This is a genomic window from Streptomyces sp. YS-3 (genome assembly GCF_045257485.1).
GTDB lineage: Bacteria > Actinomycetota > Actinomycetes > Streptomycetales > Streptomycetaceae > Streptomyces.
This window is the reverse complement of the sequence record NZ_JBJHPC010000850.1, coordinates 1-2,186: the sequence shown is the minus strand read 5'-3', so window position 1 is coordinate 2,186 and position 2,186 is coordinate 1. Positions and strand designations below refer to the sequence as shown.

General features: G+C 72.5%; 2 protein-coding genes. Both read right to left on the bottom strand.

Going from position 1 to position 2,186, the window contains the following annotated elements; all coding sequences use genetic code 11:
• On the bottom strand, window positions 1-1,190 hold a 1,190-nt coding region (locus ACJA3G_RS35530), incomplete at its 3' end, for an FUSC family protein (protein WP_406557154.1).
• Between the two features lie 124 nt (window positions 1,191-1,314).
• The coding region (locus ACJA3G_RS35525; protein WP_406557153.1) for an SDR family oxidoreductase at window positions 1,315-2,186 on the bottom strand (872 nt) is incomplete at its 5' end.

The window sequence follows — 2,186 nt, the reverse complement described above, 5'->3', positions numbered from 1 at the left end:
TCCGAGCCCCCTCCCGCGACCGTCGACAGATCCGCGAGCAGCCGGATCGTGTCCGCAGTGACGGCCGCGAGTACGTCCTGCCGTGCGTCGCCGCGCTCGCGGAACAGTGAGGTCAGCTCGCTCTGCGCGGTGTACGCGCCGCGCAGTGCCTCGCGCCGCTCGCGGTCGCGCTCACCGGGCTCCTCCTCGCCGTCCCCCGCCTCGTGGGCCGGGCGGCGCTCGGCCGTGTCGTCGAGCGCGCACACCTCTCCGGCCGCGCGCAGCAGCCGGGCCACGATGCCGGGTGCCGGGTCCGGCAGGACCGCGTCGTCGGACCGTCCCTCGGGGGCCTCGGCAAGAGTCCGGGTGATCGCTTCGACGTGGCTCGTGATCCGGTCCCAGACGAAGTCCCAGTCGGCGGCCGGCGGCGCCGGTTCCGAGCGGCGCAGCTTGTGGCCGGGGTTGAAGCGGTAGCTCTCGTCCGACCAACGGCGGGCCGTGCGCAGGTCGGTGACATGGTCGGTGAGCCGCCGCGCCCGGTCGTGCCAGGCCTGGGCGTCCTGGCGGGAGAAGTCACCGTCACCGAGCCCGTCCGCGACCGCGTCCAGGAGCGCGGCGCTCTCCTCGGGCAGACGTGCGCGGAGGTGGCGCACGCTGCGGGAGTGCACCGGGGGCAGCACGAGCGCGTTGACCGTGAGCCCGATGACCGCCCCGAGCAGCGTCTCCAGGAAGCGGTGGACGATCGCGAAGCCCGAGTACGTCCCGTAGACCAGGACGAACAGCGCGGCGGTCGGCGCGTTGAGGCCCTGGGTGCCGAACCGGGCGTACGAGCCGAAGAGCATCGTCACCGGGAGCACGACGAGCATGGCCAGCATGGTGTTGCCCATCAGCAGGCCGGCGCCGGCCGCCAGCAGCGTACCCACCACCACGACCACGAACTGCTGGAGCGCCGTCTTCAGCGACCGGTAGACGGTGCTCTGCACCAGCAGCAGCGCCGTCCAGGGCGCCAGCAGCGCCATCGGCGCCTTCCACCACCAGCCCGCCAGCGCCCAGGCGATCAGCGCCGCCGCGGCTGCCTTGAGGGCCTGGACGGCGGTGTCCCGCTCGGGTCCCGGACCGCCCAGCGCTCGTCGCGCCGACCGGAACACCGACGCGCACTCCCAGGTTGCCCACTGCCTCCACTGGCGGGAGGCCTGGCGCAGATCTTTCAACGTTCCATCCCGTGTTCGCACTCCGTCACTCGCGCGCGCTCCCCGGCCGACGGCGACGGGAAGGGCCGCGCGTCCCGTCCGCCGTATCCCGACCGGTCCACGCGCCGGGGCTAGTGCCGCGGCACTAGGGAAGCGGCGAGCCGCCGGTGGCGTTCAGGATTTCGGCGGTGATGAAACTGGCGTGCTCGGACGCGAGGAACACATACGCCGGTGCCATCTCGGCGGGCTGCGCGGGCCGCCCGAGCGGAGCCTGCTTGCCGAACTCGGCGGTGTCCGGCAGCGTCGCCGGGATGAGCGGCGTCCACACCGGTCCCGGCGCGACGGCGTTGACCCGGATCCCGCGCTCGGCCAGCATCTGCGCCAGGCCCTTGGTGAAGGTGACGATCGCGCCCTTGGTCATGGCGTAGTCGAGCAGATGGGGGCTGGGCTGGTAGGCCTGGACCGAGGTGGTGTTGATGACGGATCCGCCCGACGGGATGTGCGGCACCGCCATCTTGGTCAGCCAGAACATGCCGTACAGGTTGGTGTGCAGGACCCGGTCGAACTGCTCGGTGGTGATGGCTTCGATGCCGTCGGACTGCGCCATCTGATACGCCGCGTTGTTGACCAGTACGTCGATGCGCCCGAACTCGGCGACCGCCCGGTCGATGAGGTCACGGCACTGCCGCTCCTCGCGGATGTCGCAGACCACCGCCACGGCCCGGCGTCCCGCCTCCTCCACCAGACGCACGGTCTCGCGCGCGTCCTCCTCCTCTTCCGGGAGGTGGGTGAAGAGCACATCGGCGCCCTCGCGCGCGTAGGCGAGGGCGACCGCCCTCCCGATGCCGGAGTCGCCGCCGGTCAGGACCGCCTTGCGGTCGGTCAGGAGACCACTGCCCCGGTACGACTGTTCACCGTGGTCCGGCGGCGGGTCCATCGGGCCGGTCCAGCCGGGGTGCTGCTGGTCCTGCTGGGGCAGATCGGGCCGGGGGTACTTGTCGGTCGGGTCCTGCGGGC